The organism is Luteimonas marina (genome assembly GCF_007859325.1).
Classification (GTDB): Bacteria; Pseudomonadota; Gammaproteobacteria; order Xanthomonadales; family Xanthomonadaceae; genus Luteimonas; species Luteimonas marina.
Window position 1 is genome coordinate 116,053 of record NZ_VOHK01000006.1, and the last position, 26,663, is coordinate 142,715.

The following is a 26,663-nucleotide window of genomic DNA, read 5'->3' on the forward strand; positions in this document are numbered from 1 at the left end:
GGGCTTCGTATAATCGGCCGTTCATCTTCTCCGGATCGTCCATGGCCGCCCCCTCCCCCACCACACCCGGCCTCGACCTGCCCGCCATCCAGGCCCTGGCCGCCGCCGACATGGCCGCCATCGACGCCCTGATCCGGCGCCGGCTGGCCTCGGACGTGGTCCTGGTCAACCAGATCGCGGAGCACATCGTATCCGCCGGCGGCAAGCGGCTGCGGCCGATGCTGGTGGCGCTGGCCGGTCGCGCAACCGGCACGGTCACTGCCGAGCACCACCAGCTCGCGGCGATCATCGAGTTCATCCACACCTCCACCCTGCTGCACGACGACGTGGTCGACGAATCCGACCTGCGCCGCGGCCGCAGCACCGCCAACGCGCTGTGGGGCAATGCGCCGAGCGTGCTGGTGGGCGACTTCCTCTATTCGCGCAGCTTCCAGCTGATGGTCGAACTCGACCGCATGGAGGTGATGCGGATCCTCGCCGACACCACCAACCGCATCGCCGAGGGCGAGGTGCTGCAGCTGCTGCACGTGCGCAATCCCGACACCGACGAGGCCGCCTACCTCGACGTGATCGAGCGCAAGACCGCGGTGCTGTTCGCCGCCGGCACCCAGCTCGGCGCGCTGGCCTCGGGCGCCGACGCCGCCACCCAGCGCGCGCTGTACGACTACGGCATGCAACTCGGCCATGCGTTCCAGATCGCCGACGACGTGCTCGACTACAGCGGCGACGCCGACGCGCTCGGCAAGCACCTCGGCGACGACCTCGCCGAGGGCAAGGCCACCCTGCCCCTGATCCACGCGATGGCGCAGGCGGACGGCGCAACGCGTGCGCGGCTGCGCGCGATCGTCGAGCAGGGCGAAGCCGAAGCGATGCCGGAGGTGCTGGCCGCGATCGCCGCCGCCGGCAGCCTCGACTACAGCCGCGCGCGCGCGCGCGACTACGCCGCCGCGGCCGAGGCGGCGCTGGCGCCGCTGCCGGAGAACGCAGCCGTCGCCGCGCTGCGCGGCCTTGCGCGCTACGCGGTGGAGCGCGGGTACTGACCGGTTGCGGCGAAGGATGCCGGTGGGCGCAGGGGCCCATGCCAATCCGCAAACAACGTGCAAAATGCCGTAGGAGCGGCTTCAGCCGCGACCTGTCGCATTCGAAGGGTCGCGGCTGAAGCCGCTCCTACAGCAGCCTGCACGTCAATCGTCGCCGAAGACCTCGTCGAAGAAGCCGTCCATCATCCGGTAGGCACGTCGGGCCGCGCGCTCGTCGTAGCGGCAGTTGCTGGCCGGGTCGCTGCCTGCCGCCGGCTCGGCGAAGCAGTGCACCGCGCCGCTGAAGTCGACGAACTGCCAGTCGGCGCCGGCGCCGTCCATTTCCTTCCCGAAGGCGGCGATGTCGGCGTCGGTCACCGCCTTGTCGTCGGCGCCGTTGAGCACCAGCACCGGCGCAGCGACCTTGCCGGCAGTCTGCGATTGCGCGCCCGGCGCAAGGCCGCCGTGCAGGCTGACCACGCCGGCCACGTCGGCGCCGCTGCGCGCAAGCTCGAGCGCCGCCGAACCGCCGAAGCAGAAGCCGAACGCACCGATCCGGTCCGCGCGCAGCGGCGCGGTGCCGGCCTGCGCCTTCAGCGTGTCCACGGCCGCCTGCATGCGCGCACGCAGGGGCGCGCGATCCTCGCCGCGCAGCGCGCCCGCCAGCCTGCCGGCCTCGTCGCTGTCCTTCGGCCGCTTGCCCTTGCCGTAGACGTCGGCCACCAGCACCACGTAATCGTCGCCGGCGATCGCCCTCGCCCGCTCCAGCGCCTCGTCGGTGACGCCCATCCAGTTCGGCACCATGACCAGGCCCGGACGCGCGGCAGCGTCGGCATCGTCGTAGACCAGGTAGCCGCTGAACGCATCCTCGCCTACGGTCCATTCGACCGGCACGGTCTTCATCGCGGCGACGGCCGGCGCCGAATACAGCGTGGCCAGGAGCAGTGCGGGCAGGACGGCGGAAAGGCGCATGGCGGATTCCCGGTGTGGAGGAAATGCCAGCCTAGCGCAAGGGCGCGGGAGCGGCATGAAACCAGGGCGCTCGGGGCGGGATTGCAAGCACTGTGGCGCCGGAAGATCAGCCGATGCCCATCCCCTGGATCGCAGCGATCGCCTCCGGATCGAACCCCGCCAGCGCGGCGAAGTGGCGCCCGCGTTCGGCATAGTCGCGATACGCGCCGAAGCTCGGCGCACCGGGGGACAGCAGCACCACGCCCTCGCCCGCCAGCAGCGATTCCGCCTGCGCGACCGCATCGGCGAGATCGACCGCCTGGCGCAGCGCGAAGCCCGCTGCACCGGCCAGCAGCGCATGGATGCGCGGCCCGTTCTGGCCCATCGTCACGATCGCCGCCGGCGGCTGCGCGCGCACGCCGTCGGCGAAGGCCTGCCAGTCGAGCCCGCGGTCGTGGCCGCCGACCAGAATCGCGACGCGGCGTGCGCGGAACACGTCCAGCGCCGCCAGGCTCGCGTGCGGCGTGGTGCTGATCGAATCGTTGACGAAGGTGATGCCTTCGCGCGTGCCCAGCACCTGCAGCCGGTGCGGCAGCGGCCGGAACGTCGCCGCGTGCGGCGCCAGCTCGACAGCGTCGAGGCCCAGCACCTCGATCGCGGCCAGCGCGCCGCAGAGGTTGCCGCGGTTGTGGCGGCCCGGCAGCGGAATGTCGCGCACGTCGAGGACTTCCCGGTCGCCGCGCCAGAGCACGTCGCCGCGCAGGTGCCAGCCCGCCGCATCGCCGAACCGGCGCACCTCGCTGTCGGGCAGCGAAAGCGCGGCCAGCGTCGGATCGCTGGCGTTGAGCACCGCGATGCGCGGCTTCGCCCCGGTCAGCAGCGACAGCTTGTCCTCGACGTAGCGCGCATGGCTGCCGTGCCAGTCGAGATGTTCGGGAAATATGTTGGTGACGAGGGCGACCTCCGGCTGCACGCCGCTGCCCGCGACGTCGCGCGTCTGGTAGCTCGACAGCTCGATCACCCAGAACTCCGCCTCGCCGTCGAGCAGTTCCAGCAGCGGCTGGCCGATGTTGCCGGCCAGCGCGGTGCGATGCCCGCCGGCGCGCAGCAGGTGCGCCAGCAACGCCGACGTGGTGCTCTTGCCCTTGGTGCCGGTGACGCAGATCGTGCGCGCATCGGGGCGTTCGGCGAACCACAGCGCGGTGCCGCCGATGAAGCGCGTGCCGCATTCGGCCGCGGCCAGGGCCTCGGGACGATACGGGCTGATCCCGGGCGACTTGACGACGACGTCGAACGCCGACAGCCGCTCGGCCGTCGCATCGGTCTCGACCACCAGCGCCCCGTCCCCCAGCGCCCGCGCCTCGTCCGCTTCTGCAACCGTGCAGAACAGCGTCAGCCGCGCCGGAAACCGATCTTCCGAATCCCCAATCCCCAATCCCCAATCCCGTGCGGCGCGCAGCGCCGCATACGCCGCCCGCCCCTCGCGCCCCCAGCCCCAGAGCGCGACGCGCAGGCCGGCGAGCGCGGCGATGCTATCGGGCGAACCGCGCACGCAGGCGGTCCCACAGCGGCGCCGGGATGCCGTGTTCCTCGTCGATCGCGAGCAGCGCCTCGACGTCCACCTCATCGTCGCCGAGCTGCGGCGCGATCTCGCGGTTGAAGCGGGCGACGATCGCGTCCTCGCGCCATTCCGGGCGCGCGCCCAGCGCCGCCATCGCCGCGCGCGACTCCCGGCCCTCGCCGACGCACTCGAACGGCTTGTGGTCGCGGTACTCCAGCAGCGCATCGAAGCCGGGCACCTGCGCCGGATCGTCGAGCAGGTTGCGGCCGAAGATGCCGACCAGGCGCGGCTTGGGCATGAACGGCGCCAGCGCCAGGAACACGAAATGGCACTTCGGACAGATGCCGCACCAGCGGTTCACCGGGCGCTCGCCGAGCAGGTGGAAGTTGCGGTTGCAGCTGGAGAAATGGGCGTCGTACTGGTCGGTCTTCGCGAACTGGCGCGCGACCGCGAGCTCGCTCAGCGGGCGCAGCAGCGAGTAGTACGACAGGTCCGCGGCGACATGCGAGCGCAGGTGCGCGGCGAACGCGCGCTCGAAGGCCCAGCCCTTCGACCACTGGTGGTTCACCTCGCCCGTGCCCTCGATCAGGCTGCCGTAGCTGGCCGAACGCTCGTTGGAGAACACCACCTGGTCCACGCCCAGCACCACGGCGGCGAAGGCCATGATCGCCGAGTTCACCGCGGTCACCGGGATGTGGCCGTTCCACGCGCCCTGGCGGTTGTACTCGAACAGTTCCGGCGCCAGCTGGCGGCCGATGTTGAGCGTCGGCAGGCCGGTGCGTTCGGCGCAGGCGCGGATCAGCTGCGAGCCGCCGATCCAGGTGACGGTCTGTTCGACGCCGAGCGCGCGCAGGGCTTCGATGCTGACCAGGGAATCCTTGCCGCCGCCGATGGCGACGAGGGCGTGGTGGCGCAGGCCGAGCGACGGCGCTTCTACCCCCTCCCCTTCAAGGGGAGGGCTGGGGTGGGGATGGTGTTGCGTTACGGCGGCAGCGTCCGCAGCATCCGAATCTTCAGCGCGAACACCATCCCCACCCAACCCTCCCCTTGAAGGGGAGGGCTTGAGAGCGGGGAACCGGATCCGACCGTGCAGGTCGAGGCCGTTGCGGTAGGCGAACTCGCCGAGGCCGTGGACGTAGACGTCCGCTAGCAGCGCTGCGGTCGCCGCATCGATGTCGTACGCCTCGATGCGGATCTCCGGCGGCACCGCAGCCTTGTAGTAACTCACGCCCGCGATCAGGTGCAGCAGCTGCAGCGCGCGTTCGGCGGCAGCCGCGCGCGCGCCCTCCAGCACGAACGGCGCGCCCGGCAGCGTCACCGTCTCGACCAGCTCGGGACCATCGTCGAAGGCGTAGACCATCTGCGCCACGCCGGTCGCGGCATCGAAGCCGCAGCGGACGAAGCGGAACGCGCGGATCGCATCGCGGTCGAAGTTCACCGCCGTCATTCCAGCACGTCCTCGCGCGGCAGGCCGCGCAGGTTGTAGTGGTTGGCCATCACGTAGCCGTAGGCACCGGCGTCGGCCACCAGCATCACGTCGTCGGGCGCAGTCGCCGCCGGCAGCTTGCGCTTCAGCCCGAGCACGTCGCTGGATTCGCAGATCGGACCGACCACGTCGCACGCGACCTCATTGCCATCACCCCAACGGCTGAGGTTGTGCACGCCGTGCCAGGCGTCGTACATCGCCGGCCGCATCAGGGCGTTCATCCCGCCGTCCAGGCCCACGCGGCGGGTGCCGAGCTTGTCGACCACCTGGGTCACGCGCACCAGCAGCGCGCCGGACTCGGCCACCAGGAAACGCCCCGGCTCGATCGCCAGCCGGTAGCGCGGCCACGCCGCCTTGATCTCGGCCAGCCCCTGCGCCCACGCCTCGAGGTCGAAGGGCAGGTCTTCCGGCTTGTACGGGATCGTGAGCCCACCCCCGAGGTCGATGGTGTCGACCGTGCCGACGCCGTCGGCGATCGCCGCCAGTTCGGCATAGACCCCGCGCCAGTGCTTCGGGTGATCGATGCCGCTGCCCAGGTGGGCATGGATGCCGGTGATGCGGCCACCCAGCGCACGCACCTCGCGCGCGAAGGCATTGATCGCCTCCAGCGGCAGGCCGAACTTCGACGCCGCGCCGCCGGTGACGACCTTGGCGTGGTGGCCGTCGCCGCGGCCGAGGTCGACGCGCAGCCACAGGTCGCGACCGCGGAACGTCTCCGGCCAGCGCCGCAGCGCCTCGACGTTGTCGAGCGTCACCGTGACGCCGCGCGCGAATGCGGCGTCGTACTCGGTGTGCGGCGCGAAGCTTGGGGTGAACAGCACGCGCGCCGGGGCCAGCCCCGGCAGCGTGTCGAACACGTGTTCGATCTCGCCCTGCGACACGCATTCCAGCCCGAACCCCTCGGCTTCCAGCGTGCGCAGGATGGCCGGGTGCGCATTGGCCTTGATCGCGTAGAAGCGGCGGTCGACGGCGGCCACGGCCTTGAGCGCCTGCGCACGGGCCCGCACCGTCGGCAGGTGGTAGACGTAGGCCGGCGTGCCGGGCTGTGCCAGCGTCAGCAGGCGTTCGCGCGCATCGTCGCCCTGCCACCACGCGGGTGCGCGCTCGGGCTTGCCGAACTGGATCTCGTTCCAGCTCGGTCCGAACACCGTCGCATCGGCGACCGGCATCGCGCCGCTTTCGATCAGCTGCGCGTGCAGCTCCGGCAGCAGGCCGTCGGCGTCGGCCTCGTCGATGACGAAAGTCAGGTTGAGGTCGTTGGACGACTGCGAGATCAGGTGCACGCGCTCCTGCCCGAACGTGGCCCACACCTCGGAGAGCTTGTGCAGCAGCGAACGCATGCCGCGACCGACCAGGGTGATCGCCGCGCAGGGCGCGATCACCTTCACCCGGCAGATCTGCGACAGGTCTTCGGACAGCTTCGCCAGCACGTCGGTGCTGACGAGGTTCTCGCTGGGGTCGAGCGAGACGGTGACGTTGGTCTCGGCCGAACCGATCAGGTCCACCGACAGGCCGTGGCGCCTGAAGCGTTCGAAGATGTCGGCCATGAAGCCGACCGACTGCCACATGCCCACCGTTTCCATCGACACCAGCACGATGCCGTTGCGGCGACTGATCGCCTTGACGCCCGGCACTTCGGAAGCGTCGCCATCGATGCGCGTGCCCGGCAGGTCGGGGCGCTCGGTATCGAGGATCGCCATCGGCACGCCGGTGACGCGGCACGGGCCGAGCGAGCGCGGATGCAGCACCTTGGCGCCGGTGGTGGCGATTTCCTGCGCTTCGGCGTAGTCCAGGCGCGCGAGCAGGCGCGCATCGGGCACCTCGCGCGGGTTGGCGGTGAACATGCCCGGCACGTCGGTCCAGATCTCGACGCCGCGCGCGCGCAGCAGGCCGCCGAACAGCGCGGCCGAGGTGTCCGAGCCGCCGCGGCCGAGCACCGCGGTGCCGCCGTCGCCGTGGCGCGCGATGAAGCCCTGGGTGATCAGCAGCCGCGCCGGCTGCGCGGCGAAGCGCGCGCGCCAGGCGTCGTCGGCCTCCCGCCGGCACGACACCGACAGGCGCCTGCCCCACTCGCTCTGGTTCGGCAGCTCGATCGCGTCGAGCCAGTCGCGCGCGTCGGCCCAGCCGACATCCAGGCCCTGCGAACGCAGGTAGGCCGCGCCCAGCGTCGACGACAGCAGTTCGCCCTGCGCCAGCACCTCGGCCTGCCAGTCGAGCATGCGCGCCGCGGCGCGCGCGTCGGCCAGCAGCGCCTGCAGCGCGGTAAGGCGTTCGCCCAGCACCGCATCGGGATCGAGATCCAGCGCCTGCACGAAGTCGCGATGGCGCGCGACCAGCGCATCGACCCGCGCCGCACCGTCGTCGGCGCCGTCCGCGATCGCGGTCAATTCATTGGTTACACCCGAAAGCGCCGACACCACGACCAGCGCGCGTCCGCCGCCATCGTCCGCGCGTTTGCGCGCCAGCCGGCCGATGGTGTCCCAGCGATGGCGCTGCGACACCGAAGTGCCGCCGAACTTGAGCACGACCCAGGGCGTGCCGGTCGAAGGAGAAGGCATGGACGTGGCGGGTTCCGGTATAACGGGCGGCCGCATCCGCGCGCTTGCGGATGCGAAGCGCGAATTCTATCCAAATCGAAGGCCTCCCCCGCATGCCCCCACGCCGCTACCAGCAGCTCGACGTCTTCGCCGACCGGCCCGGTGCCGGCAATCCCCTGGCCGTGGTGCTCGACGGCGACGGACTCGATGACGGGACGATGCAGGCGATCGCGCGCTGGACGCGGCTGCCCGAGACCACCTTCGTCTTCCCCTCGCCCTCGCCGGACGCGAGCTACGGCATCCGCATCTTCAGCCCGCGCCGCGAGGTGCCGTTCGCCGGCCATCCCAGCGTCGGCACCGCGCACGCGGTGCTGGAAGCGGGGCTGGCGACGCCGCGCGACGGGCTGCTGGTGCAGTCCGGCATTGCCGGCGACCTGCCGCTGCGCGTGCACGGCGAAGGCGCGACGCGCACGATCGCGGTGCGCACGCCGCGCGCGAGGATCGTCGAGATCGCCGACGCGCAGCATCCGCAGCTGCGCGATGCACTCGCCGGACTGCCGCTGGGCCGCCTGCCGCAGGCGCTGGTCGACGGCGGGCGCCGCTGGTGGCTGGCGGAGCTGGCCGGCGAAGCCGAACTGCGCGCGGCGACGCCGGACTGGGACGCGATCGAACGGCTCGCGCTCGAGACCGACAGCATGGGCCTGTGCGTGTTCGCGCGCAGCGACGACCCGGTCTACTACCTCGCGGTGCGCGCCTGGGTCGGATCGACCGGACGCTTCGAGGACGCGGCGTCGGGCGCCGCCAACGCCACGCTCGCGGCGTGGCTCGCCTCGCAGGACGCCTTGCCGAGCGCCGACGGCCACTACCGCATCAGCCAGGGCCGCGAGGTCGGCCACGACGCGATCATCGAGCTGCACGTGGACGACGCCGGCGACGTATGGTCGGGCGGGCGCGTGCAGACGGTGGTCGACGGGGGCATCGACTGGCCGCTTGCGGGCGGGTGAGCCCGCTGCGAGTCGTCATTCCCGCGAAAGCGGGAATCCATGGAGTTTGTGTTTCAAAGGATCAACGTCCCTGGATCCCCGCTTTCGCGGGGATGACGATCGGAATTCAACGTCGCCAAGAACAAGTTGGCCAATTCCGGTACCGCTCGAACCCGACCAGCCGATTCAATCCCGACGCGATGCGCCCTCCGCCTCGTAGACCGGCGCACCATCGACCCAGGTCGAACGGATCTCCAGCGCGTCGAGGTCCGCGCCCTCGACCTGCAGCGGATCCTGCACCAGCACCACGAAATCCGCCTGCAGCCCGGGCACGAGCCGGCCGACGATCGCCTCGTCGTGGTTCGCCCACGCCGCATCCGCGGTGAAGCCGCGCAGCGCTTCGGCGTTGGTCAGCCTCTGGTCCGGCAGCCAGCCGCCGGCGGGATGGCCGTCGCCGTCCTGGCGCGTCACCGCGGCGTACAGTCCCAGCCGCGGATCGGGCGATTCGACCGGGAAGTCCGATCCCAGCGCGAGCCGCACGTCCGCATCGGCGAAGCGCCGCCAGGCATAGGCCCCGGCGATGCGCTCCGGGCCGACGCGGTCCTGCGCCCACGGCATGTCCGAGGTGGCGTGCGTGGGCTGCATCGAGGCGACGACGCCGAGCGCGGCGAAGCGCGGGATGTCGCCCGGATCCATGATCTGCGCGTGCTCGACGCGCCAGCGGTGGTCGCCCTTGGCCTCGTCGCCGAGCACGCGCGCGTAGGCGTCGAGCACGATGCGGTTGCCGCGGTCGCCGATGGCGTGGGTGGCGATCTGCAGCCCGCAGCCGCTGGCACGGCGCACGAGTCGCTCGAAACGCTCCGGCTCGATCAGCAGCAGGCCGCGGTTGCCGGGGTCGTCGCTGTAGTCCTCGGCCAGCGCGGCGCCGCGGCTGCCCAGCGCGCCATCGATCAGGAACTTCACCCCGCGCATCTGCAGGCGTTTGCCCGGATGCGAATACGGGCCGTGTTCGCACAGCCAGGCGAGCGCGCCGGCGTCGCCGTCGGCGTAGGCGCTGATGCGCAGCGGCAGGCGGCCCGCGTCGGCGAAGCGCCGCAGCTGCTCGAAGTCGGCCTGGCTGGTGCCCATGTCGTGCACCCCGGTCAGTCCGTTGCGCACCGCCATCTCGAGCGCAAGCGCCAGCGCACGATCGGCATCGGCCTGGTCCATCGCCGGGACCACCGCGTCGATCAGCCGTTCAGCCTCGTCGACGAATACGCCGGTCGGCTTGCCGTCGGCATCGCGCACGATCAGTCCGCCGTCCGGCTGGCCCTCCGCCAGCAGCGCGGCGCCCTGCGGGCGCGCCGCGACCGCACGCAGCGCCGCCGAGTTCACCCAGCCGGCGTGGCCGTCGACGCGCCGCAGCCACACCGGGCGCTCGGGGAACGCGGCGTCGAGGTCGGACGCCGTCGGGAACGCCTTGTCCGGCCAGTCGTTCTGGTCCCAGCCGCCGCCGAGCAACCATTCGCCCGGCGGCAGGCCGGATTCGAACTCGCGCAGGCGTTCGAGGATCTCCGCCTTGCCGCGCGTGCCGACCAGGTCGACGCGCGTCAGCGCCAGGCCGAGCCCGACGATGTGCCCGTGGGCGTCGATCAGCCCGGGGATGACGGTGGCGTCGCCCAGGTCGATCCGGCGCGCGCCGGGGTGGCTGGCCGCAAGCTCGTCGGCCTCGCCGACGGCGAGGATGCGTCCGTCCGCGTCCCACACCATCGCTTCGACGGTTGCCGCCGATGCGTCCGAGGTGTGGATGCGCGCCGCATGCAGCAGCGTGGATTCCGCCGCCGCGGCGGGCAGGCAGGCAAGGGCGCAGAACAGCGGCGCGAGCAGCTTGGGCAGCATGGGCAGACTCCGGCGGCGGGTGCGGGCGATGCTACAGCGCTTGCGCGGATCGGGGAAAAGTCCTTGTCATTTCGACCGCAGGGAGAAATCCCGTCCCCGGCGCAGGAGGAAGCAAGATTTCTCCCTGCGGTCGAAATGACAGGAGGAAACAGAAAGAAGGGGCCCGAAGGCCCCCTCGCATCGCCCGTGCGTCCGCACGCCTACTCGGCGCGCACGTCCACCCGGACGCGGATGCGGTCGCCGGGGTGGTAGCCGGTGCGCGTGGTGTACTGCCGCCCGGCGTATTCGTAGGTCACCTCGTACTCGTCGACGCTGCGCTCGTACGGATCGGCATTGCCGCCAGTCCGGTAGGGCTCGGGCCCGCAGACGGTGACGTAGCCGTCGTCGACCGGCCGCGCACGGCGGTTGGCGTCGTAGATGCCGCGCCCGGCCATGCCGCCGACCATCGAGCCGACCGCGGTGCCGATGTAGCGCCCGCTGCCGTCGCCGATCTTGCTGCCCAGCACCGCGCCGGCGATGCCGCCGAGCACGGTGGCGACCATGCGCCCGTTCTCGTCGCGTCGCGCCTCGCGGTACGGATCGCGATACGGATCGCCGTACGGGTCGCGATAGCGGTCGTCACGGCCACCGTAACCGTCATCGCGGTAATGGTCGTCACGACGGTAGTCGTCACCGTAACCGTCGCGGGGATCCCGGCCCGCATAGGCATCGCGGCGCGTCTCGCAGCGCCGCGTGTCGTGCACCGGGCGCGTGCGCCCATCGAACACCGGATCGACCCGGACCACCCGGGCCCAGTCGTAGTGGCCCTGCGGCGAAGACGCCTCGTCGGCCCGGTGGTCCGCGGCGCGGCGTTCGTAGCTGCCGTACGGCGCCGGGCCGTAACGGTCGTCGTCATGGGACTGCGCGGATGCGCCGCCCGCGGCGAGCACCAGCGCAATGGCGAGGGGAATCCCCGTGGCCTTCATCGTTCAACCCCCGCGCCGGGACGAAGAGTGGCGCACCGGCCACGCTAGGCAGGCACGGCTAACGCGCGGCTGAATCGAAACCGTTTGCGGGGCCGCCGACCCCCGCGCGTTTACCGCGCCGACAGCCAGGCCAGCGCCTGCGCGGCGCACTGCGCGGCATTGCGGCCCAGCAGCGGGCCGACGTGGCTGACCGCGGTGGCGCGCAGCAGCGAGGCGTCCCACTCGCTGGCCAGGGCCGCGGTCAGGGGCGGCGGCACGTCGTCGTCGACCATCGAGGCGATGCACAGCACCGGGCAGGCGGGCCGCTCGACGGCGATGCCCTCGTAGGCCTCGCGCATCGCCCGTCCGCTCTCGTCGCGCCAGTGGCGGAACGCGAACAGCGCGGTCGCCTCGTCGGCGTCGGGCAGCGCGCGCTGGGTGCCGGTCAGGCGTGCGTCGCGCTGCCAGGGCACGACGTCCGGCCACTCGCGCCGCGGCAGCTGCGCGTGCCAGGGCGAGGGCGGCAGCGGGTTGACCAGCACCAGCGCGTCGGCGCCGTCGGCGCAGGCCATCGCCAGCAGCCCGCCGAGGCTGGCGCCCACCAGCGCGCGCGGACGCGGCAGCGCCTGCAGCGCCGCGCGCACCTGCGCGGCGTAGTCCTCGAACGCGGTGCCGGCAAGGCCCTGCGGCGCGGCCTGCAGGTCGGGCGCGGCCACGCGCAGGCGCGCGGCCTCGAACACGCCCTTCCACACATTCCATTCCCAGCCGCCCCCGCCTCCGCCGTGCACCAGCAGCGCGGAGCGGATGCGTTTACCCAACCAGTTCGGCCTCCAGCGTGATCGGCACCGCGCTCAGCGCCTTGGACACCGGGCAGTTCTGCTTGGCGTCGTCGGCGATCTCGCGGAACTTCACCTCGTCCAGGCCCGGCACCTTCGCCTTCATCTTCAGCCGGATCGCGCTCAGCGTCGGCCCGCCCTCCAGCGACAGGTCGACCTCGGCGCTGCCGTCGAGCGACTCCGGCGGATGCCCGGCCTCGGTCAGCTTGGCCGACAGCGCCATGGTGAAGCAGCCGGCGTGCGCGGCGGCGATCAGTTCCTCGGGATTGGTGCCCTTCTCGTCGCCGAAGCGGCTGTTGAAGCCGTAGCGGGTGCCGTCGAGCAGGCCGCTCTGCGGCGTGGTCAAGGTGCCCTTGCCGGACTTGAGGTCGCCTTCCCAGTGCGCGCTGGCCTTGCGGGAGATGCCCATGGTGTCGCTCCTGTGGGGAAAGCCGCCAGCGTACGCAGGGGATCGTTACTTTTGCGTGCGCGCAGGCGGCCGGCGGATGCTGCGTCGCAACGCGCCCCGTTCCGCGCGACGCGCTAAGGTGGCGTCCCGCCACGGCCGCCCCTCGAGCGAACGCTCGAACGGCAGCGTTCCTCCCGTGGACAGCCATGACGGCCGCGCTCCGAAGCGAGCATCCATCCTGCACACGGGAGGACCGGCCTCATGCCCTACTCGACACCCCAGATCCGCAACGTGGCCCTCGCGGGCCACCCCGGCGCCGGCAAGACCACCCTGTTCGAAGCCCTGCTGCATGCCGGCGGCGCACTCCAGACGGCAGGCACCGTCGAACGCGGCAGCACCGTGTCCGACTTCGATCCGATCGAGAAGCAGCGCGGCCACTCGATCGACGCCGCCATCGCCAGCACCGACCACGCAGGCATCCACGTCAACCTGATCGACCTGCCCGGCTACCCCGATTTCCGCGGCCCGGCACTGTCGGCGCTGGGCGCGGTCGAGACCGCCGTGATCGTGGTCGACGCCGCCGGCGGCGTGGAGTACGGCACGCGGCGGATGATGGCGCGGGCGAAGGAGCGCGGGCTGTGCCGCGCGATCGTGGTCAACCGCATCGACGCCGACGACGCCGATCCGGCGCGCGTGCTCGACCAGCTGCGCGAGGCCTTCGGCCCCGAAGTGCTGCCGCTGAACCTGCCCGTCGACGGCGGCGCGCGCGTGGTCGACTGCTTCGGCCAGTCCTCCGGCAACTCGCCTGACGAGAACAGCGACCTCGGCCCCGTCGCCGACTGGCACCAGAAGATCCTCGACCAGGTGGTCGAGGTCAACGAGACGGTGATGGACCACTACCTCGACCTCGGCGAAGACGGCCTCTCGGGCGACGAACTGCACGACGCCTTCGAGCAGTGCCTGCGCGAGGGCCACCTCGTCCCGGTGTGCTTCGCCTCCGCGCGCACCGGCGTCGGCGTGAAAGAACTGCTGGACGTGGCCGAGACACTGTTCCCGCATCCGGGCGAGGCCAACCCGCCGCCGTTCGTGAAGGGCGGCGGCGCCGACGCGCAGCCGATCGTCGCCACGCCCGACCCGGACGCGCACGTCGTCGCCGACGTGTTCCGCATCGTCCATGATCCTTTCGTCGGCAAGCTCGGCGTGTTCCGCGTCTACCAGGGCACGGTGAAGAAGGACACGCAGCTGTTCGTCGACGACGGCCGCAAGCCGTTCAAGGTCGGCCACCTGTTCAAGCTCAAGGGCAAGGATCACGTCGAGGTCGACCAGGCGATCCCCGGCGACATCGCCGCGGTGGCCAAGGTCGACGAGCTGCACTTCGACGCGGTGCTGCACGACAGCCACGACGAGGACCAGATCCACCTCGCCCCGATCGCGTTCCCGAAGCCGATGTTCGGCCTCGCCATCGAGGCCGGCAGCAAGGGCCAGGAGCAGAAGCTGGCCAACGCCCTGCACAAGCTGGCCGAGGAGGACCCCTGCTTCCACGTCGAGCACGAGGAGGAGACCAACGAGACCGTGGTCCGCGGCCTGTCCGACCTGCACCTGCGCATCAACCTCGACCGGCTCAAGGACCGCTTCGGCGTGGAGGTGAGCACCCGCCCGCCGCGCATCGCCTACCGCGAGACCGTGGCCGCGAAGGCCGAGGGCCACCACCGCCACAAGAAGCAGACCGGCGGCGCCGGCCAGTTCGGCGAGGTGTTCCTGCGCATCGAGCCGCTGCCGCGCGGCGGCGGCTTCGAGTTCGTCGACGAGGTCAAGGGCGGCGTGATCCCCGGCCAGTTCCTGCCGGCGGTGGAGAAAGGCGTGCGCCAGGTGCTCAAGGCCGGCGCGGTCGCCGGCTACCCGATGCAGGACGTGCGCGTGGTCGTCTACGACGGCAAGCACCATCCGGTCGACAGCAAGGAGGTCGCCTTCGTCGCCGCCGGCAAGAAGGCCTTCCTCGATGCGGTCGCCAAGGCGCGGCCGCAGGTGCTCGAACCGATCGTCGACCTCGAGGTGAACGCGCCCGAGGCGCACATGGGCGACATCAGCGGCGGCCTCGCCGGCAAGCGCGCGCGCATCAACGGCACCGATGCCGCCGGCAGCGGCGAGATCGCGATCCGGGCGCAGGTGCCGCTGTCCGAACTGGAGGGTTACGCCGCCGAACTCAAATCGGCCACCGCCGGCCGCGGCCGCTACGCGCTCGACTTCAGCCACTACGAGCCGGTGCCGCCGCAGGTCCAGCAGAAGCTGGTGGAGGCGTACAAGCCCAGGCACGAGGAGGACTGAGCGCGGCGGCGCGCGCATGTCCCCCGCCCTGGCCGCGATCCTCGCCGACGCGATCCTCGCCCTGCACGTGGGCGTGGTCGCCTTCGTGGTGCTCGGCGCGCTGGCGATCCTGGTCGGCGGCCCGCTGGGCTGGCGCTGGGTGCGCGGCTTCGCCTTCCGCGCCACGCACCTGGCGCTGATGCTGGTGATCGCGCTGCAGGCCTGGATGGGGCGGCTGTGCCCGCTGACGATCTGGGAACAGGCGCTGCGAAATCGAGCCGGGCAGGACACTTACGGCGAATCCTTCATCCAGCACTGGCTGTCGCGGCTGATCTTCTTCGAGGCGCCGTGGTGGGCGTTCGTGCTCGCCTACACCGCGTTCGCCGCAGGGGTGCTGGCGTGCTGGTGGCGCTGGCCGCCGATCCGGCGGCGCGCGCGCCAGAACCGCGCGTCATGAAGCCATGCAAAAAAAGCGCGTTTTTTGCCGATTTCCTATTGGCGCGGCGTTGCGGATGCCCTACATTGCGCCTGCCGGCATCAAGTTCGGCCGAAAAAAACACGCAGACCACAGACACAGACGAGGGAACACAAAACCCATGGCAAAGAAGAAGGCCGCCGCCAAGAAGGCTGCTCCGAAGAAGGCCGCCAAGGCCGCCAAGCCCGCAGCCCCGAAGACCATCAAGGAAGCCCTGAGCAAGTCGGGCCTGGTCGCCCACATCGCCGACGCCACCAGCGTCGCCGCGAAGGACATCCGCGCCGTGCTGGCCGCGCTCGAAGGCGCGATCCACGGTTCGCTGAACAAGAAGGGCGCGGGCAGCTTCACCCTGCCGGGCGTCGCCAAGTTCTCCGCGGTGAGCGTCCCGGCCAAGCCCAAGCGCAAGGGCATCAACCCGTTCACCAAGGAAGAGCAGTGGTTCGCCGCCAAGCCCGCCTCGGTGAAGGTGAAGGTGCGTCCGCTGAAGAAGCTCAAGGACGCCGCGTCCTGATCGCAGCGCCGAAACGCGACACCCGGAACGGGACGGCCTTGCCGTCCCGTTTTGTTTTGGACCTTTCGCGGGAGCAACACCGTCATCCCCGCGAAGGCGGGGATGACGATCCATTCGGGGATTTGCCGCCCGGAATGGTTAGGATGCGGACCATTCCTCCCCCACCGGACCCCGACCCATGAGCCTCAACGGTTTCCTCGACCACCTGCTCAAATCCGCCGCGCCCACGACGCTGTCGGGCAACGATGGCCGCGGCGGCCTCGGCGGCATGCTCGGCTCCGATTTCGGCAAGGGCACGCTGGCCGGCGGCGCGCTCGGCCTGCTGCTGGGCAGGAACAAGGCCACGCGCAAGCTGGCGACCTACGGCGGACTCGCCGCGCTGGGCATGATGGCCTACCGCGCCTACGGCGATTACATGGCGCAGCAGGGCGCGCCGGTGCAGCCGCAGACCGTCGACCGCCTGCCGCCGCCGCAGGCCAACCTGCATGGCGAGGCGATCCTGCGCGCGCTGGTCGCCGCGGCCAAGGCCGACGGCCATCTCGACCCACGCGAGCGCGAGATCATCGAAGGCGAGTTCGCGCGGATCGCGCCGGAAGCACAAGTGCAGCAGTGGCTGAAGGCCGAACTCGACAAGCCGCTCGATCCGGCGGAAGTGGCACGCTCGGCGTCCACGCCCGAGATCGCATCGGAGATGTACCTCGCCAGTCTGGTCGCCGCCGACCAGCAGAACTACATGGAGCGCGCCTACCTCGACGAACTGGCGCGCCAGCTGGGGCTCGACGACGCGCTCAGGCAGCGGCTCGAGCAGGAATTCCGCGACGCCGCCGGCTGAGCGGGAGGCCACGCCGATGTCGCGCAACGCAACGCTGCTGGTCCTCGCGCTGCTGCTCGGGCTCGCCGCGCTGCTGGCGCTGCGCGGCTGCGGCGACGCGGACGCCGATGGCGCCGATCTCCCCGACGCTGCCGCCGGCGCAACCACGGCGGGCGCCGGGGATGCGCGTGCCGACGCCGACGCCGAAGCGCTCGCGCGCGCCGAACACCTGGAGCGCTACGCGACGGCGATGCGCGCCGCGGTCTCGACGCTGCACCGCTACCTCGCCGCCCTGCCCGGCGAGGATCGCGCCGCCGCCGACGCGTTCTGGGCCGGCGGCCAGCCGCCCGGCGACGCCGACGAGGCCGACCTGCGCGCGCTGCCGGCCGTGCCCTCGTCCCTGCGCACGCGCAACCGCAATCCCGAAGCGCTCGACCGCGCGCCGGTGCCCGAAGCGGTGCGCATCCCGGTGGAACTGCGCCTGGGCCTGGAGGGCCAGCCGACGCGCCGCTACGAGGGCTGGTACGAACTGCGGCGCGTGCCCGGCGGCGACGAATGGCAAATCACCAACGCCTCCATCGACGCGTTGCCGCCCCCGCAGTAGCATGGCCGCGGCCACCGTCGGCCGCATCCGGCGGATATCGGAGGACGGCATGGGCAAGCGTTTCTGGATCTGTGGCATCGTCGTGTCCTTCGCCGCGCTGCTGCTCTCGTTCCTGATCCACGCGCTGCTGCTCGGCGCCGACTACGAAGCGCTCGGGCCGATGTACCGCGACGCCGCCGACGGCGAACGCCATTTCCCCTGGCTGCTGCTCGCGCACGGTCTGATCGGCTTCGCGATGACCTGGATCTTCTCGCAGGGTTTCGCCCGCGACCGCCCCACGCTCGCGCAGGGGCTGCGCTTCGGCCTGGCGATGGCGCTGTTCTCGGTCGTGCCGGGTTATCTCCTGCACTACGCCGTGCAACCGCTGCCGCCGGCGCTGGTGGGCAAGCAGGTATTGTTCGGCACGATCGCCATGCTGCTGCTGGGCATGCTGCTGGCCTGGCTGCAGCCGCGGCGCAGCGCCCTGCACGCACTCGACTGAGCCGCGCCCAGCAGGGGTTCAGCCACCGTTCGCACACTGTGCACCGATCCCTCTCCACGGAACCCGCATGCGCCGCTTCCCACGCCCGCTCCTGCTGCTGCCCGCGCTGTGCGCATTGCTGCTCGCCGGCTGTTCGACGATCGGCGCGATGTCGGCCTGGCTCAACGACCAGGTCGCGTTCACCTCGCCGCAGCTGCAGCGCTACGTCGACCGGCGCTTCCCGCGCAGCTTCGACAAGCTCGGCGGGCTGGTGTCGGTGACGCTGGCCAATCCGCGCCTGACGATCCCGCCCGGCGATTCGCGCCTGCGGCTGGAGTTCGACCTCGGCCTCGGCGCGCTCGGCGGCGAAGGCGCGACCACCGGCCACCTCGCGCTCGCCAGCGGCCTGCGCTACGAACCGGCGACGCAGGGCCTGCACCTGGATGCGCCGGAACTGCTGCAGTTCGAGGTGCCGGGCTCGGGCGAACTGCTGCGCGGCGGCTCGCGCGCGATCGTCAACAGCCTGCTGGCCGAGTACGCGCGCAGCGAACCGGTCTACCGCCTCGACGACGACCTGCTGGCGAAGTTGCCCGCCGGCAAGCGCATCGGCACCGTCGGCATCGAGCGCGGCGTCGTGGTCGTCCACCTGGATCGCTGAACATGAAGCGCGCTTTCCGCCCCGCCCCGTCGCTTGCCTCCCTGCTGCTCGCCGCGCTGTTCGCAGCCGCGCTGGCCGGCTGCGGCAAGGGCGACGACGCAGCCGCCGGCGACGATGCCGCGGCCGCGCCCCTGCCGCAGCCGCAGCAGGCCGGCGGCGCGATCACCGACATGCCTGCCAAACCCGGCCCCGGCGAAGTGCCGCTGGGCGGCGAGGCGCCGCCACCGCCGCCGCCGGACCTGCTGCCGGCCGACGAGCGCTTCGGCCTGCCGCCGCTCGAGGACAATCCGGAAACCGGCCTGGCATCCTCCGATCCCGCGGCCACCGCGGAACCGACGCCCGCCGATGCCGCCGCCGTCCTGCGCGATTACTACGCCGCGATCAACGCGCGCGATTTCGCCCGCGCCTACGCCGCCTGGTCCGACGGCGGCCGCAGCAGCGGACAGACCGCCGAGGAGTTCGCGGCGGGTTTCGCCGACACCGCGGGCGTCGAATCCACCGTCGGCGACCCCGGCCCGGTCGAGGGCGCCGCGGGCTCACGCTACGTCGAAGTCCCGGTGATGGTCACCGCCACCTTCGCCGACGGCAGCACGCGGCGCTACGCAGGCCGCTATGCCCTGCGTCGCGCAATGGTCGACGGCGCCACGCCGGAGCAGCGCGCCTGGCGCATCGCCTCGGCGGACCTGCGCGAAGCCGCGGAGTAGTCCGTCCGGGAGCAGCCGGCGTTGTTTTTCCCGTCATCCCCGCGAAGGCGGGAAGCGTTTTACAACAGCGCGAAGCGCTGGTCATCCAGTGTCTTTGCGACAAGATCAAAATGGATCCCCGCGTTCGCGGGGATGACGACTGTTGCATCAGCGCAATTTCCTTCGTCGCCCGACGCGATCTCAAGAAGCGGTGGCATTCCACGCGCGCAACGGATTCAAAGCTCGAAGCGATAGCTGAGCTTGACCATCAGCTGCTCGTCGTCGCGCAGGTCGAAGCTGTCGACCAGCGCCTCGTCCACGCCGTCGGCGATCGCGCGGCGGTCGAAGCCGCCGCGGGCGTAGACGACGTATAGGTACGACAGTGGCGCCAGCTCGTAGCGGTAGCGGATCTGGAACGCGAGGTTGCGCACGCTGAAGTCCTCGACCACGTCCGCCGCCGCCAGCGCGTTGCCCGCGGGGTCGAATCGCCAGGCGTTGCGCACCGAGGCATCGATGCCGATCGCCTGCAGCTTCACCCGCAGTTCCTGGCGCGGGTCGATGGTCCAGTCCAGGCCCGCGAGCAGCTTCGCCTCCCTGCCGTCGAATGCGCCGACGAGGTCGCCGGTCGCCGGTCCCTGCCAGATCAGCCAGTCCGGGCGCCGGACGAAGGCCGCGCCGGCGTTGACGCTGAAGGCGTCGTTGATGAAGTAGGTGGCGCCGTAGTAGAGCGCGCTGCCGAGCCTGTCGTTGCCCGCGAGGCCGCCGCCGAACACCTCGGCCTCGACGTTGTGCCCCCAGCGCCCCTTCCGCGGCCGCGAATACTCGTAGTACGCGTTGAAGTTCGCGGGCAGGCGCACGATGCCGTTGCCGCGCAGCAGCATGTCGCTGATGCCGGCGCCGTTGATGTTGACCTGCGCGTACTCGTCGCTGCCGTTGCGCAGTTGCCCCTGCCGGCTCATGCGGAACTGGTCGTTGAGCTTCTGGCCGTGGTTGTTGTGGCTGCTGCTCACGCGCCAGCGCCAGTCGGTGGAGGCGTAGCGCGAGGCTTCGGGCAGGTCGGTGAAGCGCCGCGACACCTGCCAGTGCAGGTAGTTGGTGCTGGCGCGCGAGAGGTAGCCGGCGTCGTTGATCTCGAGGTCGTTGCCGAAGTGCATCGCGATCCACTGCTGGCGCCAGCCGCGGTCCATCTCGTAGTCGGCCCACAGCGTCGCGCCCAGGTCGCTGCTGCGCTCGCCGTCCTGATCGATGCGGCTGCCGAACACGCGGCTGCGCAGGTTCCAGCGCGGCGTCGGCCGCCAGTTGTGGTCGACGCCGAACACGGTCGCCTCGCGATCGAGGAACGGCCGCTCGACGCGGGTCAGCATCATGCCCAGGTTCTGCGTCTCGAAGTCGCGCACCAGCCGCAGCGCGTGGAAACTGCGCCCCGCCGCGCCGGCCTCGTCGGCGGAGAACAGGCCGTACTTCATGCCGCCGAAACTGCCGTTGAGCTTGAGCGCGGCGGAGATGTCGCTGGCGCCGCTGCCGTCGTCCGACGGGCCGCCGATGCGACGCGTGTACAGCAGCTGGCTGAAGTCCGAGGGCGTGGTGTACTCGAAGATGCCCTGGTTCTCGGTGAAGAATGGCCGCTTGTCGCTGACGAAGGTCTCGGTGGCGCTGAAGTTGACCACCAGATCGTCGCTCTCCACCTGGCCGAAGTCGGGGTTGACCGTCGCCGACAGCTGGAAGCGCCCGTTCGGCTTCCAGAACACGTCCACGCCGGCGTTGCCCTCGCCGCTGCCGCCGACCTTGTCGTACAGGCCGGACACATAGGGCGTGACCGCGAGCAGCGACTGGTCGTACAGCGGCACGGTCAGTGGCGCGAAGTCGGACAGGAACCGCGAACGCTCGAAGCTGGCCACGGGCCAGGCCATGCGCTCGCCGGTGGAACCGACCACCCGCGCCAGGAACACCTTCAGCGTGCGTTCGCCGCCACTGCCCTCGCGCATCGGCGCGGTGTGCCACGGCACCAGCAGCTCGACGCTCCAGCCCGCCTCGTCCTCGCCGACGGCATGCCGCCACTGGCCGTCCCAGTCGCTGCTGAACTGGGTTTCGTTGGTGATGATCTCGTCGGCGATGCCGCCGGTGGAGCTGACCGTGAAGGCGTAGCCGGTGCGCCCGTCGCCGTCGAAGTCGATGAAGGCGTTGACCCGGTCGACCTGCTCGTCGAAATCGCGCCGCACCTTCTGCCGCGTGCGCGGCACCTCCGGCGGCTGCGTGTTGCGGAAGGCGATGGCCAGGCCTTCCGGCGTCGCCAGCACCCAGGCCTCGGTCGGCAGCGAGCCCGGCTCGCCGGTCAGCGGCTGCACCTTGCGGAAATCGACGACGTGCGTCGCGCCTTCCCATTCGGCCGGATCGATGCGGCCGTCGATCTCCACCGCCTGCGCCGCCGCGGCGCACAGGATGGCCAGCAGCAGGGCATGGCGGGCATGACGCAGGGGCATCGGCGGTCGTCGGTGGCTACGCGGGATGTGCGCACCTTAGCCGCGCCCCTGGACCCGCCACGACTGCCGTCGGTCATGGCAACCATTTGCACCCCGAGCGCATCCCGCCAACCCACCCCGTCTCCTGTGGGAGCGCCTTCAGGCGCGATGCTCTTGATTCGGGATTCGGGACGAAAAGCATCGCGCCTGAAGGCGCTCCCACAGGGGGGGACGGGGCGAAGCGGTCAGCGCTTGGGCTGCAGCATCGTCCCGGTGCACTTCTTCGATCCGCACTTGCAGGCCCAGAGCTTCTTCAGCTTGGCCGTGTGCGGTTCGTCGAGGGTGATGCCGTAGTTGTAGGTCAGCTCCTCGCCCGGCTTGATCGTGCGCAGGGCGTGGATGAACACCTTGTCCTTGTGCCGGCGGTCCTTCGCATCCTCCTCGATCTCCGACTCGCAGTTCGGGTCGCAGCTGTGGTTGATCCAGCGCGCGACGTTGCCGTCGACGTTGGCGTCGACCACGTAGTCGTCGTTGAGGGTGAACAGGAAGGTGTGGCCGTCCTCGTCGTCGTCGCCGTATTCCTCGTCCACCTCGGCATGCGTGCGCAGCTTGCCCTTGTAGCGGACGATGCGCTCGCCCTTCTTGATCGTCTCGGTGGCGAACACGCCGTTGCCGTGGATCGGCGACAGGCGGGCTTCGATCTTCTTTTTCTTCTTCGGCATCGCGATCGGAACAGGTGGCGGGACCTGCATTGTGGCACGAGCCGGACGCGAGGCCGGCGCCACGCGGGCGCGGACGGGGCCGTGACGCGAGTCACCGTGACCGATGGCAGGGCGGGCCGGCATCGCGTCCTGCGCCTGCCCCGCACGTCGTTGAGCAAGGCAATTCCCTTCCGATTCGTGCCGCCATGCGTCCCCGCAACCGCTTCCCGCTGCTCTTCGTCGTCTTCCTCGCCTGCACCGCCACAGCCTGCCGGCCGGCGCCCGTCGCGCCCGCCGATGCGGCCGCATCGCCCGCGGCGGGGCCCGCCGACAGCGTCGCCTCCGACGCCCTGCTCGCGCACGGCGAATACATCGTGCGCATCGGCGGCTGCAACGATTGCCACACCCCCGGCTACGCCCAGCGCGGCGGCGACGTGCCCAAGGACGAATGGCTGACCGGTTCGCCGCTCGGCTACCACGGCCCCTGGGGCACCACCTACGCCAGCAACCTGCGGCTGACCATCGCCAACCTCGACGAGGCGCAGTGGCTGGCCTATACCGCCAACCTGCACACGCGGCCGATCATGCCGGACTTCATGCTGCGCGCCATGCGCGAGCACGACCGCCGCGCGATCCATCGCTTCGTCCGCTCGCTCGGCGCCGCCGGCCGTCCTGCACCGGCGGCCCTGCCACCGGGGCAGCTGCCGCCGCCGCCCTACTTCGAGCTGGTGGCTCCTGCGCCGGGCGCGCCGCGTCCGGAACGCCAGCAGGCGGCCGGGGGACAGGTTCCGGTCCTGTAGGGGATCGGCTTCGGTGGGGGCCAGCCGTCCATGAACGCCCCGGACACCGCAAATTGAGCGAACCGGCCGGAAAGCGTACAATTTTGGTCCGCTTTCGAGAACCATTCGCATCCATGCTCCGCGTCACCCGACTCACCGACTACGCCACCGTCGTCCTGACCGTGCTCGCCGCCCGGCCCGACGAGGTGTTGAGCGCGGCCGACCTCGCCGAGCGCGCCGGGCTGGAAGGCCCGACCGTGAGCAAGCTGCTCAAGCCGCTGGCGCAGGCCGGCCTGGTGGAAGGCTTCCGCGGCGTGCATGGCGGCTACCGGCTGGCGCGGCCGGCGGCGCAGATCAGCCTGGTCGAGATCGTCGAGGCGATGGAAGGCCCGCTGGCGATGACCGAATGCAGCCTCGACCACGGCGAATGCGGCATCTCCCACCAGTGCGGCGTGCGCGCCAACTGGCGCCGGATCAACGACGTCGTGGCCGACGCGCTGCGCGAGGTGAGCCTGGCGCAGATGCTCGACGACGCCCCGCCCCCTCCCGCCCGGCGCATCCCCGCGCGCCTGGCCAACGCATAGACGATAGGCAGCCCCATGGCCACCGAACTCGCCGCAGAACCCATCGCCAACCGTGAGATCCACGAGCAGCTCGGCCGTCGCTACGACGCCGGCTTCGTGACCGACATCGAATCCGACTCGCTGCCGCCGGGCCTGGACGAGGACGTCATCCGCGCGCTCTCGGCCAAGAAGGCCGAGCCCGAGTGGATGACGCAGTGGCGCCTGGCCGCCTACCGCCACTGGCTGACCATGCCGGTGCCGCACTGGGCCAAGCTGAAGATCGGCCCGATCGACTTCCAGGCGATCAGCTACTACTCCGCGCCCAAGGCCAAGTACAAGTCGCTCGACGAGGTGCCGCAGGAGCTGCTCGACACCTACGACAAGCTCGGTGTGCCGCTGCACGAGCGCGCGAAGCTCGCCGGCGTCGCGGTCGACGCCGTGTTCGATTCCGTGTCCGTCGGCACCACCTTCCGCAAGGAACTGGCCGAGAAGGGCATCGTCTTCTGCTCGATGTCCGAGGCGATCGCCGAGCATCCGGAGTTGGTGCGGCAGTACCTGGGCAGCGTGGTGCCGGTCGGCGACAACTACTTCGCCGCGCTCAACTCGGCGGTGTTCTCCGACGGCAGCTTCGTGTTCATCCCCAAGGGCGTGCGCTGCCCGATGGAGCTGTCCACCTACTTCCGCATCAACGCCGGCCACACCGGCCAGTTCGAGCGCACGCTGATCATCTGCGAGGACAAGGCCTACGTCTCCTACCTGGAAGGCTGCACCGCGCCGATGCGCGACGAGAACCAGCTGCACGCGGCGGTGGTCGAGCTGGTGGCGCTGGAAGACGCCGAGATCAAGTACTCGACCGTGCAGAACTGGTACCCGGGCGACGAGGAAGGCCGCGGCGGCATCTACAACTTCGTCACCAAGCGCGCCGAATGCCGCGGCGCGCGCAGCAAGGTGACCTGGACGCAGGTGGAAACCGGCTCGGCGATCACCTGGAAGTACCCGTCCTGCGTACTGCTGGGCGACGACTCGAGCGGCGAGTTCCACTCGGTGGCGCTCACCCACCATCGCCAGCAGGCCGACACCGGCACCAAGATGATCCACCTCGGCAAGCGCACCAAGAGCAAGATCGTCAGCAAGGGCATCAGCGCCGGCCGCGGCCAGAACACCTACCGCGGCCTGGTGAAGGTGGGCGCCGGCGCCGACGGCGCACGCAACTACACCCAGTGCGACAGCCTGCTGATCGGCAAGCGCTGCGGCGCGCACACCTTCCCCTACATCGAGGTGAAGAACCCCGGCGCGACCGCCGAGCACGAGGCCACCACCTCGAAGATCAGCGACGACCAGATGTTCTACTGCCGCTCGCGCGGGATCAGCGAGGAGGACGCGGTCAGCCTGATCGTCGACGGCTTCTGCAAGCAGGTCTTCCGCGAACTGCCGATGGAGTTCGCGGTGGAGGCGAAGAAGCTGCTGGAAGTGTCGCTGGAAGGCTCGGTGGGCTGAACCATGAATGCCATCGTTCGCACCCTGCGCTTCGTGCCGGCCGGGGAACAGGGCGCCAAGGCCTCCGCCTACTGGCGCAGCCGCCCGCCGGAAGAGCGGCTCGCCGAAACCCTGAAGCTGCACCGGGAAGGCAACGCCCTGTTCAAGGGCGGCCACCCGGCCTTCGTCCACACCCTGGAACTGCGCCATGTCCGCACTGGGTGACGACTGGCGCGATTTCCTCGCCGCCCTGGAAGGCAATCACGTCGACTACATGGTGGTCGGCGGCGTGGCGCTCGGCGTGCATGGCCATGTCCGCTACACGCGGGACCTCGATGTCTGGTTCCGCGGGACCGAGGAGAACGCGCGAAGGCTGATCGCGGCCTTGCGCGACTTCGGCTTCCGCGACCTGGAAGTCGCCCCGGCCGAGTTCTGCAAGCCTCGGGCCATGCTCGTGCTCGGCGCGGAGCCCAACAAGATCGAACTCATCAACTTCGCCGACGGCGTGGATTTCGACCAGTGCTTCGCGAACCGCGTCATCGTGCCGCTGGCGAGCGTGGATGTCGCCGTCATCGGCCTCGACGACCTGCGCAAGAACAAGAAGGCGGTCGGCCGCCTGCAGGATCTGGCCGACCTCGAACAACTTGAAGACTGAACCCAAGACACCATGACCATGCTCAAGATCCACGACCTCCACGCCAGCGTCGCCGGCAAGGAAATCCTGAAAGGCCTCTCGCTCGAAGTGAAAGCGGGCGAAGTGCACGCCATCATGGGCCCCAACGGCGCCGGCAAGTCCACGCTGGGCAACATCCTCGCCGGACGCGATGGCTACGAAGTCACCGCGGGCGGCGTCGAGTTCGACGGCAGGCCGCTGCTGGAGCTGGAGCCGGAGGAGCGCGCCGCCGTCGGCGTGTTCCTCGCCTTCCAGTACCCGGTCGAGATCCCGGGCGTGAACAACACCTATTTCCTGCGCAGCGCGCTCAACGCCCAGCGCAAGGCGCGCGGCGAGGCGGAGCTCGACTCGATGCAGTTCCTCAAGCTGGTGCGCGAGAAGCTGTCGGTGCTGCACCTGGACGACAAGCTGCTGCATCGCGGCGTCAACGAGGGCTTTTCCGGCGGCGAGAAGAAGCGCAACGAGATCTTCCAGATGGCGGTGCTGGAGCCGCGGCTGGCGATCCTCGACGAGACCGACAGCGGGCTCGACATCGACGCGCTCAAGCACGTCGCCGAAGGCGTCAATGCGCTGCGCGCGCCGGACCGCTCGTTCGTGGTGATCACCCACTACCAGCGCCTGCTCGACTACATCCGGCCCGACGTGGTGCACGTGCTGGCCGACGGCCGCATCGTCGAGTCCGGCGGACCCGAGCTGGCGCTGGAGCTCGAACAGCACGGCTATGCGTGGATCGCGGACCGCGTCGCGCCGGAGGCGGCCGGATGAACAGCCGCGCCTTCACCATGCGTGCGCCCGCTCGCCGGCCCGGCGCCCGTCCTGCCCGTCATTCCAGCGAAAGCTGGAATCCATTGACTTCCGCTCTTCGGTTTTCCGGCAGGCGGGATGATTTCCCGCGGAAATGGATTCCAGCTTTCGCTGGAATG

Annotated in this window: 26 protein-coding genes; 16 read left to right on the forward strand and 10 right to left on the reverse strand. The window is 70.7% G+C overall.

The window, feature by feature from the left end; genetic code table 11:
* Positions 1 to 41 precede the first annotated feature (41 nt).
* Positions 42 to 1,040 carry a polyprenyl synthetase family protein gene (locus tag FQY83_RS14395; RefSeq protein ID WP_146388672.1) on the forward strand — a complete coding sequence of 333 codons (999 nt, stop codon included), beginning with the start codon at positions 42 to 44 and terminating at the stop codon, positions 1,038 to 1,040.
* Positions 1,041 to 1,184: 144 nt separating this feature from the next.
* On the opposite strand, the gene FQY83_RS14400 is transcribed toward FQY83_RS14395, so the two are convergent.
* The 4 genes from FQY83_RS14400 to FQY83_RS14415 all read right to left on the reverse strand — a co-directional run bounded on the left by FQY83_RS14400 (position 1,185) and on the right by FQY83_RS14415 (position 7,575).
* A complete protein-coding gene (locus FQY83_RS14400; protein WP_146388673.1) occupies positions 1,185 to 1,991 on the reverse strand; it encodes a dienelactone hydrolase family protein in 807 nt (268 codons plus the stop codon).
* A gap of 106 nt (positions 1,992 to 2,097) precedes the next feature.
* Complete coding sequence (gene murD, locus FQY83_RS14405) at positions 2,098 to 3,522, reverse strand: UDP-N-acetylmuramoyl-L-alanine--D-glutamate ligase (protein ID WP_238333508.1); 1,425 nt, start codon at positions 3,520 to 3,522, stop codon at positions 2,098 to 2,100.
* On the reverse strand, positions 3,503 to 4,978 hold the full coding sequence (gene murL, locus FQY83_RS14410; protein WP_146388675.1) for a UDP-N-acetyl-alpha-D-muramoyl-L-alanyl-L-glutamate epimerase: 1,476 nt from the start codon (positions 4,976 to 4,978) through the stop codon (positions 3,503 to 3,505). The genes murD and murL overlap by 20 nt, the downstream gene beginning before the upstream one ends.
* Positions 4,975 to 7,575, reverse strand: coding sequence for a bifunctional aspartate kinase/diaminopimelate decarboxylase (locus tag FQY83_RS14415; protein WP_146388676.1), 2,601 nt, complete (start codon positions 7,573 to 7,575; stop codon positions 4,975 to 4,977). Before FQY83_RS14415 ends, murL begins: the two co-directional genes overlap by 4 nt.
* Positions 7,576 to 7,667: 92 nt before the next feature.
* Between FQY83_RS14415 and FQY83_RS14420 the strand changes: the two genes are divergently transcribed.
* Positions 7,668 to 8,558, forward strand: coding sequence for a PhzF family phenazine biosynthesis protein (locus FQY83_RS14420; RefSeq protein WP_146388677.1), 891 nt, complete (start codon positions 7,668 to 7,670; stop codon positions 8,556 to 8,558).
* A gap of 165 nt (positions 8,559 to 8,723) precedes the next feature.
* Here FQY83_RS14420 and FQY83_RS14425 read toward each other — a convergent pair whose 3' ends face one another.
* From FQY83_RS14425 to FQY83_RS14440, 4 genes are all read right to left on the reverse strand, one after another.
* On the reverse strand, positions 8,724 to 10,415 hold the full coding sequence (locus tag FQY83_RS14425; protein WP_146388678.1) for an amidohydrolase: 1,692 nt from the start codon (positions 10,413 to 10,415) through the stop codon (positions 8,724 to 8,726).
* Positions 10,416 to 10,615: 200 nt separating this feature from the next.
* Positions 10,616 to 11,380 carry a glycine zipper 2TM domain-containing protein gene (locus tag FQY83_RS14430; RefSeq protein WP_146388679.1) on the reverse strand — a complete coding sequence of 255 codons (765 nt, stop codon included), beginning with the start codon at positions 11,378 to 11,380 and terminating at the stop codon, positions 10,616 to 10,618.
* Positions 11,381 to 11,490: 110 nt separating this feature from the next.
* Positions 11,491 to 12,177 (reverse strand): alpha/beta hydrolase, encoded by a 687-nt coding sequence (locus FQY83_RS14435; RefSeq protein WP_146388680.1) that lies wholly within the window; start codon positions 12,175 to 12,177, stop codon positions 11,491 to 11,493.
* Positions 12,170 to 12,604: an OsmC family protein gene (locus FQY83_RS14440; RefSeq protein ID WP_146388681.1), complete on the reverse strand. Its 435-nt coding sequence runs from the start codon at positions 12,602 to 12,604 to the stop codon at positions 12,170 to 12,172. The genes FQY83_RS14435 and FQY83_RS14440 overlap by 8 nt, the downstream gene beginning before the upstream one ends.
* 240 nt (positions 12,605 to 12,844) lie before the next feature.
* Here FQY83_RS14440 and fusA point away from each other — a divergent pair, with 240 nt between their 5' ends.
* From fusA to FQY83_RS14480, 8 genes are all read left to right on the forward strand, one after another.
* The gene (gene fusA, locus FQY83_RS14445; RefSeq protein ID WP_146388682.1) at positions 12,845 to 14,908 is read left to right on the forward strand and encodes an elongation factor G; all 2,064 of its coding nucleotides are present in this window, start codon (positions 12,845 to 12,847) and stop codon (positions 14,906 to 14,908) included.
* Positions 14,909 to 14,924: 16 nt separating this feature from the next.
* On the forward strand, positions 14,925 to 15,344 hold the full coding sequence (locus FQY83_RS14450) for a DUF2784 domain-containing protein (protein WP_146388683.1): 420 nt from the start codon (positions 14,925 to 14,927) through the stop codon (positions 15,342 to 15,344).
* A 139-nt stretch (positions 15,345 to 15,483) separates the two neighbouring features.
* Positions 15,484 to 15,873, forward strand: coding sequence for an HU family DNA-binding protein (locus tag FQY83_RS14455; protein ID WP_146388684.1), 390 nt, complete (start codon positions 15,484 to 15,486; stop codon positions 15,871 to 15,873).
* A 178-nt stretch (positions 15,874 to 16,051) separates the two neighbouring features.
* Positions 16,052 to 16,705: a tellurite resistance TerB family protein gene (locus FQY83_RS14460; RefSeq protein WP_146388685.1), complete on the forward strand. Its 654-nt coding sequence runs from the start codon at positions 16,052 to 16,054 to the stop codon at positions 16,703 to 16,705.
* Positions 16,706 to 16,721: 16 nt separating this feature from the next.
* Positions 16,722 to 17,288 carry a hypothetical protein gene (locus tag FQY83_RS14465; RefSeq protein ID WP_146388686.1) on the forward strand — a complete coding sequence of 189 codons (567 nt, stop codon included), beginning with the start codon at positions 16,722 to 16,724 and terminating at the stop codon, positions 17,286 to 17,288.
* A gap of 1 nt (position 17,289) precedes the next feature.
* Positions 17,290 to 17,769 (forward strand): hypothetical protein, encoded by a 480-nt coding sequence (locus FQY83_RS14470; RefSeq protein ID WP_146388687.1) that lies wholly within the window; start codon positions 17,290 to 17,292, stop codon positions 17,767 to 17,769.
* 67 nt (positions 17,770 to 17,836) lie between these two features.
* Positions 17,837 to 18,406 carry a DUF1439 domain-containing protein gene (locus FQY83_RS14475; RefSeq protein WP_146388688.1) on the forward strand — a complete coding sequence of 190 codons (570 nt, stop codon included), beginning with the start codon at positions 17,837 to 17,839 and terminating at the stop codon, positions 18,404 to 18,406.
* A gap of 2 nt (positions 18,407 to 18,408) precedes the next feature.
* Positions 18,409 to 19,110: a Cif family virulence factor gene (locus tag FQY83_RS14480; RefSeq protein WP_146388689.1), complete on the forward strand. Its 702-nt coding sequence runs from the start codon at positions 18,409 to 18,411 to the stop codon at positions 19,108 to 19,110.
* A 215-nt stretch (positions 19,111 to 19,325) separates the two neighbouring features.
* On the opposite strand, the gene FQY83_RS14485 is transcribed toward FQY83_RS14480, so the two are convergent.
* Complete coding sequence (locus FQY83_RS14485; protein ID WP_146388690.1) at positions 19,326 to 21,569, reverse strand: DUF5916 domain-containing protein; 2,244 nt, start codon at positions 21,567 to 21,569, stop codon at positions 19,326 to 19,328.
* Between the two features lie 224 nt (positions 21,570 to 21,793).
* Positions 21,794 to 22,270, reverse strand: coding sequence for an SET domain-containing protein (locus FQY83_RS14490; protein ID WP_146388691.1), 477 nt, complete (start codon positions 22,268 to 22,270; stop codon positions 21,794 to 21,796).
* Positions 22,271 to 22,455: 185 nt separating this feature from the next.
* Here FQY83_RS14490 and FQY83_RS17700 point away from each other — a divergent pair, with 185 nt between their 5' ends.
* From FQY83_RS17700 to sufC, 6 genes are all read left to right on the forward strand, one after another.
* Positions 22,456 to 23,049, forward strand: a complete 594-nt coding sequence (locus FQY83_RS17700) for a cytochrome C (RefSeq protein ID WP_192906717.1) — start codon at positions 22,456 to 22,458, stop codon at positions 23,047 to 23,049.
* A 113-nt stretch (positions 23,050 to 23,162) separates the two neighbouring features.
* Complete coding sequence (locus FQY83_RS14500; RefSeq protein WP_146388692.1) at positions 23,163 to 23,612, forward strand: SUF system Fe-S cluster assembly regulator; 450 nt, start codon at positions 23,163 to 23,165, stop codon at positions 23,610 to 23,612.
* Between the two features lie 15 nt (positions 23,613 to 23,627).
* Positions 23,628 to 25,088, forward strand: a complete 1,461-nt coding sequence (sufB, locus tag FQY83_RS14505) for a Fe-S cluster assembly protein SufB (RefSeq protein ID WP_146388693.1) — start codon at positions 23,628 to 23,630, stop codon at positions 25,086 to 25,088.
* 3 nt (positions 25,089 to 25,091) lie between these two features.
* Positions 25,092 to 25,292: a hypothetical protein gene (locus FQY83_RS14510; protein WP_146388694.1), complete on the forward strand. Its 201-nt coding sequence runs from the start codon at positions 25,092 to 25,094 to the stop codon at positions 25,290 to 25,292.
* Positions 25,276 to 25,722, forward strand: coding sequence for a nucleotidyltransferase domain-containing protein (locus tag FQY83_RS14515; RefSeq protein WP_146388695.1), 447 nt, complete (start codon positions 25,276 to 25,278; stop codon positions 25,720 to 25,722). Before FQY83_RS14510 ends, FQY83_RS14515 begins: the two co-directional genes overlap by 17 nt.
* Before the next feature lie 18 nt (positions 25,723 to 25,740).
* Entirely contained in the window at positions 25,741 to 26,505 is a 765-nt protein-coding gene (gene sufC, locus FQY83_RS14520; protein ID WP_146388827.1) for a Fe-S cluster assembly ATPase SufC, read from the forward strand.
* The last annotated feature ends 158 nt before the right edge of the window (positions 26,506 to 26,663 follow it).

What these genes read in the sequence shown, in the direction of transcription:
- FQY83_RS14440 (WP_146388681.1), bottom strand. Translation starts at nt 12,604, where the DNA reads ATGGGCATCTCCCGCAAGGCCAGCGCGCACTGGGAAGGCGACCTCAAG.
- FQY83_RS14465 (WP_146388686.1), top strand. Translation starts at nt 16,722, where the DNA reads ATGTCGCGCAACGCAACGCTGCTGGTCCTCGCGCTGCTGCTCGGGCTC.
- FQY83_RS14480 (WP_146388689.1), top strand. Translation starts at nt 18,409, where the DNA reads ATGAAGCGCGCTTTCCGCCCCGCCCCGTCGCTTGCCTCCCTGCTGCTC.
- FQY83_RS14455 (WP_146388684.1), top strand. Translation starts at nt 15,484, where the DNA reads ATGGCAAAGAAGAAGGCCGCCGCCAAGAAGGCTGCTCCGAAGAAGGCC.
- FQY83_RS14475 (WP_146388688.1), top strand. Translation starts at nt 17,837, where the DNA reads ATGCGCCGCTTCCCACGCCCGCTCCTGCTGCTGCCCGCGCTGTGCGCA.
- murL (WP_146388675.1), bottom strand. Translation starts at nt 4,978, where the DNA reads ATGACGGCGGTGAACTTCGACCGCGATGCGATCCGCGCGTTCCGCTTC.
- FQY83_RS14450 (WP_146388683.1), top strand. Translation starts at nt 14,925, where the DNA reads ATGTCCCCCGCCCTGGCCGCGATCCTCGCCGACGCGATCCTCGCCCTG.
- FQY83_RS14510 (WP_146388694.1), top strand. Translation starts at nt 25,092, where the DNA reads ATGAATGCCATCGTTCGCACCCTGCGCTTCGTGCCGGCCGGGGAACAG.
- FQY83_RS14430 (WP_146388679.1), bottom strand. Translation starts at nt 11,380, where the DNA reads ATGAAGGCCACGGGGATTCCCCTCGCCATTGCGCTGGTGCTCGCCGCG.
- fusA (WP_146388682.1), top strand. Translation starts at nt 12,845, where the DNA reads ATGCCCTACTCGACACCCCAGATCCGCAACGTGGCCCTCGCGGGCCAC.
- FQY83_RS14485 (WP_146388690.1), bottom strand. Translation starts at nt 21,569, where the DNA reads ATGCCCCTGCGTCATGCCCGCCATGCCCTGCTGCTGGCCATCCTGTGC.
- FQY83_RS17700 (WP_192906717.1), top strand. Translation starts at nt 22,456, where the DNA reads ATGCGTCCCCGCAACCGCTTCCCGCTGCTCTTCGTCGTCTTCCTCGCC.
- FQY83_RS14400 (WP_146388673.1), bottom strand. Translation starts at nt 1,991, where the DNA reads ATGCGCCTTTCCGCCGTCCTGCCCGCACTGCTCCTGGCCACGCTGTAT.
- sufC (WP_146388827.1), top strand. Translation starts at nt 25,741, where the DNA reads ATGCTCAAGATCCACGACCTCCACGCCAGCGTCGCCGGCAAGGAAATC.
- sufB (WP_146388693.1), top strand. Translation starts at nt 23,628, where the DNA reads ATGGCCACCGAACTCGCCGCAGAACCCATCGCCAACCGTGAGATCCAC.
- FQY83_RS14420 (WP_146388677.1), top strand. Translation starts at nt 7,668, where the DNA reads ATGCCCCCACGCCGCTACCAGCAGCTCGACGTCTTCGCCGACCGGCCC.
- FQY83_RS14490 (WP_146388691.1), bottom strand. Translation starts at nt 22,270, where the DNA reads ATGCCGAAGAAGAAAAAGAAGATCGAAGCCCGCCTGTCGCCGATCCAC.
- FQY83_RS14460 (WP_146388685.1), top strand. Translation starts at nt 16,052, where the DNA reads ATGAGCCTCAACGGTTTCCTCGACCACCTGCTCAAATCCGCCGCGCCC.
- FQY83_RS14395 (WP_146388672.1), top strand. Translation starts at nt 42, where the DNA reads ATGGCCGCCCCCTCCCCCACCACACCCGGCCTCGACCTGCCCGCCATC.
- FQY83_RS14415 (WP_146388676.1), bottom strand. Translation starts at nt 7,575, where the DNA reads ATGCCTTCTCCTTCGACCGGCACGCCCTGGGTCGTGCTCAAGTTCGGC.
- FQY83_RS14515 (WP_146388695.1), top strand. Translation starts at nt 25,276, where the DNA reads ATGTCCGCACTGGGTGACGACTGGCGCGATTTCCTCGCCGCCCTGGAA.
- FQY83_RS14470 (WP_146388687.1), top strand. Translation starts at nt 17,290, where the DNA reads ATGGCCGCGGCCACCGTCGGCCGCATCCGGCGGATATCGGAGGACGGC.
- FQY83_RS14425 (WP_146388678.1), bottom strand. Translation starts at nt 10,415, where the DNA reads ATGCTGCCCAAGCTGCTCGCGCCGCTGTTCTGCGCCCTTGCCTGCCTG.
- FQY83_RS14500 (WP_146388692.1), top strand. Translation starts at nt 23,163, where the DNA reads ATGCTCCGCGTCACCCGACTCACCGACTACGCCACCGTCGTCCTGACC.